This is a genomic window from Nocardioides sp. (assembly GCF_035429765.1).
Taxonomy (GTDB): Bacteria; Actinomycetota; Actinomycetes; order Propionibacteriales; family Nocardioidaceae; genus Nocardioides.
The window spans coordinates 1-7,264 of record NZ_DAOMFK010000157.1 but is presented as its reverse complement, the minus strand read 5'-3'; the positions used below and the strand labels follow the sequence as shown (position 1 = coordinate 7,264).

Below are 7,264 nucleotides of genomic sequence, written 5' to 3'. Positions count from 1 at the left end.
ATCGACAACCCGAACGCCACCGGCTCGTGCGCCTGCGGCGACTCCTTCCACTGAGGCTCCCGCGGCCCAGCCCTGACAGCAGAGTCCCCGTCGCGTCACGCGGCGGGGACTCTGTCTTTGTGGGGGTTGCCGCGTCCGGCCTCAGTCCAGGTGAAGGTGCAGGGCGTTGGCCAGACGCGCGGCCGCATCAGTGACGCGAATCTCGCGCTTGCCGACCTCGGGCTGGTCCTCGAAGCGGATGCTGGGCGCTGGCTGGACGGCAGCGCGTGCCACCTGCTCGAGCCGGGGGAGACGGAGGTTGTGACCCACGGCCTGGCAGTCGGCGTACATCTCTCGAGGTGTCCCGAGCTCCGCGTAGGCGAGACGGGAGGAGGGCGTTGATGCGTCCATGCGCCCGACGCTAGGCCCTACTCACGGGTATCCCTAGCACTACCGGAGGGTAGTGTTGGCTGCCATGTCGCTGCTCATCGCGGGATCGATCGCTACCGACCACCTGATGACCTTCGGGGGGAAGTTCGCGGACTCGCTGGTGGTCGACCAGCTCGACAAGCTGTCGGTCTCGTTCCTCGTCGAGGACCTGGAGATCCGCCGCGGCGGGGTCGCCCCCAACATGTGCTACGGGCTGGGCCGCCTCGGGTTGCGGCCGGTGCTGGTAGGCGCGGCGGGGGAGGACTTCGCGGACTACCGCTCCTGGCTGGAGCGGCACGGGGTCGACTGCGACTCGGTGCACATCTCGGAGAGTCGGCACACGGCGCGCTTCGTGTGCACCACCGACGCGGCGATGGCGCAGTTCGCGTCGTTCTACCCCGGTGCGATGAGCGAGGCTCGGATGATCGAGCTGGCGCCCATCGTGCGACGCGTGGGGGAGCCGGACTACGTGCTGGTCGGCCCCGACGACCCGGAGGCCATGCGCCGCCACACCGAGGAGTGCCGTCAGCGTGGCTACCGCTTCATCGCCGACCCCAGCCAGCAGCTGGCGTTCAGCGAGGGGGAGCTGATCCGAGAGCTCATCGACGGGGCGACCCTGCTCTTCTCCAACGAGTACGAGTCGCACATGATCCAGCACAAGACCGGCTGGGACGCCGAGGAGGTGCTGGCCCGGGTGGACATCCAGGTGACCACGCTCGGCCCGCGCGGCGTCCGTGTCCAGGGGCGCGGCCTGGCCACCTTCGAGCTGCCTGCGGTCTCCGACGTGCACGCCGTCGAGCCCACCGGCGTCGGCGACGCCTTCCGGGCCGGCTTCCTCGCCGGCCTCGCCTGGGGGGTGGGGCTGGAGCGGGCCGCGCAGGTGGGCTGCGTGCTCGCGGCGTACGTCGTGGAGTCGGTCGGCACCCAGGAGTACTCCTTCACCGCAGGGCAGTTCGTGGCGCGGGTGGCCGGGGCGTACGGCCAGGCGGCCGCCGACGAGGTGGCCCGGCACCTGCCCTGAGCAGCCGGGAGTCAGGACAGTCGGCGCACCAGCTGCCGAGGGGTTCCGTCCTCGGCGACGTCCTGCCCGACGTACTCCTGGCTGCGCAGGCGGCACCAGGCCGGTACGTCGGTGGCGGCCGCCGCGTCCTCGGTCACCACGGCCACCACCTCGCCGACCGCGACCTCCCCCAGGTGGCGGGCCAGCTCGATCACCGGTCGCGGGCAGCGTTGGCCGCGGCAGTCCAGCTCGAGGTGCACCGCACTCACAGGCCCACCCGGGCCCGCAGACCGGCGACGATCCCCGGCAGAACGGCCAGGAACCGGTCCACCTGCGCCGAGGTGGTGTCCCGGGTCAGCGAGAGCCGCACGTTGCCGTGCGTGAGCACCCCCATGGCGGCCAGCACATGGCTCGGCTCGAGCGTGGAGGCGGTGCACGCCGACCCGCTGGCGATCCCGAAGCCGTGCCGGTCCAGCTCGCTGACCAGGGCCTCGCCGTCGACGTACAGGCACGAGAACGTCACCAGGTGCGGCAGCCGGTCGACCGGGTCGCCGACCACCTCGACGTCGGGCACCGCGGTGGCCACCGCGGCACGGACCCGGTCGATGAGTGCGGCCTGGCGTGCCGCCGTCTCTGCCCGCTCGGCGGCCACGGCCTGGAGAGCGGCCGCCGCCGCGAGCGCGGCCGGGACGTTCTCGAAGCCCGTCGAGCGCTCGTCCACCCGGTCGTCGCCGGGGAACGGGTTGCGCCAGCGCGCGCCCTTGCGGACCAGCAGCAGCCCCACCCCGGCCGGGCCTCCCCACTTGTGGGCCGAGGCGGCGGCGACGGACCAACCCACCGGGAGCGGCTCCCGACCGGCACTCGCGCACGCGTCGACGAACAGAGGCGTCTCCCCGAGCTCTTCGGCGAGGGCTGCGACCGGCTGCCGCGTGCCCACCTCGTGGTTGGCGCTCTGGACGGCCACCAGCGCGACCGGCTCGGCGGACCCGGCGACCTGGCGGCCCGCCGCCTCGGCGTCCACCCGTGCCAGCCGGTCCACAGGGAGGCTCAGCAGCGGAGCCCCGCTCCACCGTGCTGCGTGCAGGACCGCCGAGTGCTCCACGGCCGAGCAGGCGATGGCCCGGCCGGAGCGGGCCCGCCCTCGGTGCAGCCCGAGCAGGCCCCGGTGGACCGCCTCCGTCCCCGAGCCGGTGAAACTGACCTCGTCGGGGCGCACCCCGAGCGTCTCGGCCACGACACCACGGGCCTGGTCGAGCATCAGCCGGGCCACCCGTCCGGCAGCGTGCAGCCGCCGCGGGTCGGCGTGCCCCCGCTCGAGGGCACCCCGGAGGACCTCGAGGGCCGCCGGGTGCAACGGCTCGGACGAGGCCGCGTCCAGGTAGCCGGGGGATCGCTCCCCTGCGTGAGCAGCCGGAATTGCCACACGCCGAACTTACCCGGTGCCCCGGGGGCTCAATCCTGTGTGGATTCGGCTAAGGTTCACCCTGATTCGTGCTGGTACGACAGAGAGGCTCCTCGTGGGTGTGCAGCTCCCGAAGCGTCCGGTCTCGCCCTGGCGGCGGCTGGCGCTGGTCTCGGCGCTCGGGTCAGGGCTCCTGCTCCTGACGTCGTGCTCGGCCGAGGTCCGCGACGAATGGAAGCGCGGCGCGATGCCCGAGCCGGCCACCAAGGAGGCGTGGCAGATCCTCGAGTTCTGGCAGTGGTCCTGGGTGGTGGCGCTGCTCACCGGCGCCCTGGTGTGGGGCCTGATCTTCTGGGTGATCTGGCGCTACCGGCGTCGCCACGACGACGACGTGCCCGTCCAGACGCGGTACAACCTCCCTCTCGAGATCTTCTACACGATCGCACCGATGATCATGATCCTGGTGCTGTTCTCCCACACGGTCCGGATCCAGCACGACCTGACCGAGATCCCCGAGGCCGACCACACCGTGGTGGTGGTCGGCCAGCAGTGGTCGTGGACCTTCAACTACGTCGACGAGCCGGTCGCGGACGGCAAGAACGTCTACGAGTTCGGGACAGGTTCCTACATCCCGACCCTGGTCCTGCCGGTGGACGAGTCGGTGCGGTTCGAGCTGCACTCGCCCGACGTCATCCACTCCTTCTGGATCACCGGGTTCCTCTACAAGGAGGACGTCATCCCCGGGCGGGTCAACGAGTTCGTGGTGACCCCCGACAAGGAGGGCACCTACTCCGGCAAGTGCGCCGAGCTGTGCGGCACCTACCACTCCCGGATGCTCTTCAACGTCGAGGTGGTCTCCCGCGAGGAGTACGACGCCTACCTGCAGGACCGGATCGAGGCCGGGTTCGTCTCCGACGACGTCATCCTCGGCGGCAAGGAAGCCACCACCCAGGCCGGTCTGGAGTCCGACACCACTGAGGGAGGCACCGAGTGACCGCCACCGCAGCCCAGCCCACCGCCGTGCTGGAGGGGCGCCGCCCCCTCGGCAAGCAGGTCGTCAGGATCCTCACCACGACCGACCACAAGCTGATCGGCAAGATGTACCTCGTCACCGCCATGGTCTGGTTCGTCCTGGGCGGAATCATGGCGCTGCTGATGCGCGCCGAGCTGGCCTTCCCCGGCACCCAGGTCGTCTCTGACGAGACCTACAACCAGCTGTTCACCATGCACGGCACGATCATGCTGCTGCTGTTCGCGACCCCGCTGTTCTTCGGGTTCGCCAACGTGATCATGCCGCTGCAGATCGGGGCGCCCGACGTGGCGTTCCCCAGGCTGAACATGCTGAGCTACTGGTTCTACCTCTTCGGCGGCATCATCGCGGCCTCGGGGTTCCTGACCCCCTCCGGTGCCGCCAGCTTCGGCTGGTTCGCCTACACGCCGCTGAGTGACGCCGTACGTTCCCCGGGCGTCGGCGGAGACCTGTGGGTGATGGGCCTGTGGCTGGGTGGTCTGGGCACCATCCTGGGTGGCGTCAACTTCATCACCACGATCATCTGCATGCGGGCTCCGGGCATGACCATGTTCCGGATGCCGATCTTCACCTGGAACACGCTGGTCACCAGCCTGCTGGTGCTGATCATCTTCCCCATCCTCGCCGCCGCGTTGCTGGCGCTCGAGGCCGACCGCGCCCTGGGTGCGCACGTGTTCGACACCTCCCACGGCGGCCCGATCATGTGGCAGCACCTGTTCTGGTTCTTCGGCCACCCGGAGGTGTACGTCCTGGCGCTGCCGTTCTTCGGCATCGTCTCCGAGATCATCCCGGTCTTCAGCCGCAAGCCGATCTTCGGCTACATCGGCCTGGTGGGCGCCACCTTGCTGATCGCGATGCTGTCGGTGGCCGTCTGGGCGCACCACATGTTCGTCACCGGGGCCGTCGACCTGGACTTCTTCTCCGGCATGACGTTCCTGATCGCGGTGCCCACGGGCGTGAAGTTCTTCAACTGGATAGGCACGATGTGGGGCGGGTCGGTCTCGTTCGACACGCCCATGCTGTGGACCCTGGGCTTCTTGACCACGTTCCTGTTCGGGGGGCTCACCGGCGTCATCCTGGCGTCACCGCCGCTGGACTTCCACGTGTCGGACTCCTACTTCGTGGTCGCGCACTTCCACTACACCGTCTTCGGGACCGTGGTGTTCGCGATGTTCGCCGGCTTCTACTACTGGTGGCCGAAGTTCACCGGGCGGATGCTCAACGAGCCGCTGGGCAAGGTCCACTTCTGGCTGCTGTTCGTCGGCTTCCACACCACCTTCCTGGTCCAGCACTGGCTCGGCGTGGAGGGCATGCCCCGCCGGTACGCCGACTACCTGCCCGAGGACGGGTTCACCGGGTTGAACCAGCTCTCGACCGTCGGGTCGATCGTGCTGGCCGCCTCGATGCTGCCGTTCTTCTACAACCTCTACATCACGCGGAAGTCCCCGCTGGTCGAGACCGACGACCCCTGGGGCTGGGGCCGCTCCCTGGAGTGGGCCACCAGCTGCCCGCCGCCGCGGCACAACTTCGAGACGCTGCCGCGGATCCGCTCGGAGTCTCCCGCCTTCGACCTCCACCACCCGGAGATCGCGGCCCTTGAGCTCGAGCACAACCCTGCCGAGCGTAAGGGCGGACCGGCCGACCTGCCGGACACCACGGGCCGCGAGGACGTCGTGGAAGGCCACGTCGAGAACAAGGAGGACGAGCGGTGAAGATCGAGGCCTGGATCTTCGGCGCCACCGCGCTGTTCTTCCTGATCGTCACGCCGGCGTACTGGTTCGCCACCAAGGCGAACCTGGGGGACCCCGACTGGACCGGCACCGTCGCGCTGGCGATGACCATGCTGCTGGCTCTGATGGTGACCCTCTACCTGGGCTTCCACGCCAAGAAGATGGACGCCCGGCCCGAGGACCGCTCCGACGCCGAGATCGCCGAGGGAGCCGGCGAGCTGGGCTTCTTCCCGCCGTACTCCTGGTGGCCGCTGTGGTGCGCGCTGTGCCTGGCCACGATGGTCTACGGCGTCGCGATGGGTGCCTGGTGGCTGGTGATCATCGGGGCCGGCCTGGGTGCGGTCGCGCTGTGCGGCTTCGTCTTCGAGTACTACCGGGGCGAGTACTCCCACTGAGCCGATCCGGGCGGCTCGCCGACCGCAACGATTCCGGAAGGGTCTGCGGCGTCGGCTAGACTTCCCCGACGACCGTCGCTTCCGGGAAGGGGAGTCCTGCATGTCCGCACGCTGGGCCGGCGCTCTGCGCCGCCGGGTCCGCCCCGGGGTCGCCACGGTGACCCTGGCCGTCCTCGGTGCCGCGGTGCTGACCTCCTGCGAGTCCAGTGGACAGGCCCTTGCCGGGGACGCGCAGAGCCCGGCCGCGTCGGCCTCGCCGACCGCGCCCACGCCGGTCCGGGTCACCACGAACCTCGGCAAGCGGACTCGCGACGTGCCGGTGTCGACCGAGCTCGAGGTCGACGCCACCGGAGGCACTCTCGACTCGGTCGCGGTGCGCAGCGGGCAGCGGCGTCTGGCGGGGAGCATGTCGGCCGACCGGACCTCCTGGACCGCGTCGGGTCGCCTTGAGCCCGGCCAGCAGTACGTCGTGACGAGCGTCGCGCTGCGCTCCGACGGCGCCCGGGTGCGCTCCCGGTCGACCTTCCGCACCCAGGACCTCACCCTGGACCAGCAGACCTACCCGTCGGTGGCACCCCTGCAGGGGGAGACCGTGGGAGTCGGCATGCCGGTGATCGTCACCTTCGACGTGCCCGTCACGGACAAGGCCTCCTTCGAGCGGCACATGACCGTCACCAGCGTGCCGCGGCAGCGGGGCTCGTGGTACTGGCTCAGCGGCTATGAGGCGCACTGGCGCCCGGCGCACTACTGGAAGGCCGGCACGGACGTCAGTGTCGACGTGGACGTCAACAGCGTGCCCGCGGGCGACGGCGTCTACGGCCAGGAGAGCCGCCGGGTCCAGTTCCACGTCGGCGACTCCGTGATCAGCAGGGTCAACGCCCAGACCCACCAGATGCGCACCTTCGTCAACGGACAGCTGGTCCGCACGATCCCGATCACCACCGGGAAGCCCGGGTTCACCACCCGCTCCGGCGTGAAGGTGATCATCGAGAAGTACCGCAGCAAGCGGATGAACTCCGAGACCGTCGGGATCGCCGCGGGCAGCCCGGACGCCTACGACATCGACAACGTCGAGTACGCCATGCGGCTGACCTACTCCGGGGAGTTCGTGCACGCGGCACCCTGGTCGGTCGGCTCCCAGGGCTACGCGAACGTCAGCCACGGGTGCACGGGCATGTCCACCGACAACGCGGCCTGGCTCTACAGCATCTCCAAGCGCGGGGACGTGGTGGAGTACACCGGCACCGACCGTCCGATGACGCTCGACAACGGCTACGGCGACTGGAACCTCCCCTTCGA

Annotated in this window: 8 protein-coding genes; 5 read left to right on the top strand and 3 right to left on the bottom strand. The window is 69.9% G+C overall.

What is annotated here, in order from left to right; translation table 11 throughout:
- Positions 1-141: 141 nt before the first annotated feature.
- Positions 142-390, bottom strand: a complete 249-nt coding sequence (locus PLP61_RS13000) for a hypothetical protein (protein ID WP_324503157.1) — start codon at positions 388-390, stop codon at positions 142-144.
- A gap of 64 nt (positions 391-454) precedes the next feature.
- On the opposite strand from PLP61_RS13000, the gene PLP61_RS12995 reads away from it, so the two are divergent.
- Positions 455-1,429, top strand: a complete 975-nt coding sequence (locus PLP61_RS12995) for a carbohydrate kinase family protein (RefSeq protein ID WP_324503156.1) — start codon at positions 455-457, stop codon at positions 1,427-1,429.
- An 11-nt stretch (positions 1,430-1,440) separates the two neighbouring features.
- On the opposite strand, the gene PLP61_RS12990 is transcribed toward PLP61_RS12995, so the two are convergent.
- Both PLP61_RS12990 and PLP61_RS12985 read right to left on the bottom strand, forming a co-directional pair.
- The gene (locus tag PLP61_RS12990) at positions 1,441-1,677 is read right to left on the bottom strand and encodes a sulfurtransferase TusA family protein (RefSeq protein ID WP_324503155.1); all 237 of its coding nucleotides are present in this window, start codon (positions 1,675-1,677) and stop codon (positions 1,441-1,443) included.
- Positions 1,674-2,831 carry a cysteine desulfurase family protein gene (locus PLP61_RS12985; protein WP_324503154.1) on the bottom strand — a complete coding sequence of 386 codons (1,158 nt, stop codon included), beginning with the start codon at positions 2,829-2,831 and terminating at the stop codon, positions 1,674-1,676. The genes PLP61_RS12990 and PLP61_RS12985 overlap by 4 nt, the downstream gene beginning before the upstream one ends.
- 94 nt (positions 2,832-2,925) lie before the next feature.
- Here PLP61_RS12985 and ctaC point away from each other — a divergent pair, with 94 nt between their 5' ends.
- From ctaC to PLP61_RS12965, 4 genes are all read left to right on the top strand, one after another.
- Positions 2,926-3,804, top strand: a complete 879-nt coding sequence (ctaC, locus tag PLP61_RS12980; RefSeq protein WP_324503153.1) for an aa3-type cytochrome oxidase subunit II — start codon at positions 2,926-2,928, stop codon at positions 3,802-3,804.
- A 26-nt stretch (positions 3,805-3,830) separates the two neighbouring features.
- Positions 3,831-5,552 (top strand): aa3-type cytochrome oxidase subunit I, encoded by a 1,722-nt coding sequence (gene ctaD, locus PLP61_RS12975; protein ID WP_324503158.1) that lies wholly within the window; start codon positions 3,831-3,833, stop codon positions 5,550-5,552.
- Complete coding sequence (locus PLP61_RS12970) at positions 5,549-5,965, top strand: cytochrome c oxidase subunit 4 (RefSeq protein WP_324503152.1); 417 nt, start codon at positions 5,549-5,551, stop codon at positions 5,963-5,965. Before ctaD ends, PLP61_RS12970 begins: the two co-directional genes overlap by 4 nt.
- A 100-nt stretch (positions 5,966-6,065) precedes the next feature.
- Positions 6,066-7,264: L,D-transpeptidase (locus PLP61_RS12965; RefSeq protein ID WP_324503151.1), on the top strand; the 1,199-nt coding region annotated here is incomplete at its 3' end.

What these genes read in the sequence shown, in the direction of transcription:
- PLP61_RS13000 (WP_324503157.1), bottom strand. Translation starts at nt 390, where the DNA reads ATGGACGCATCAACGCCCTCCTCCCGTCTCGCCTACGCGGAGCTCGGG.
- PLP61_RS12995 (WP_324503156.1), top strand. Translation starts at nt 455, where the DNA reads ATGTCGCTGCTCATCGCGGGATCGATCGCTACCGACCACCTGATGACC.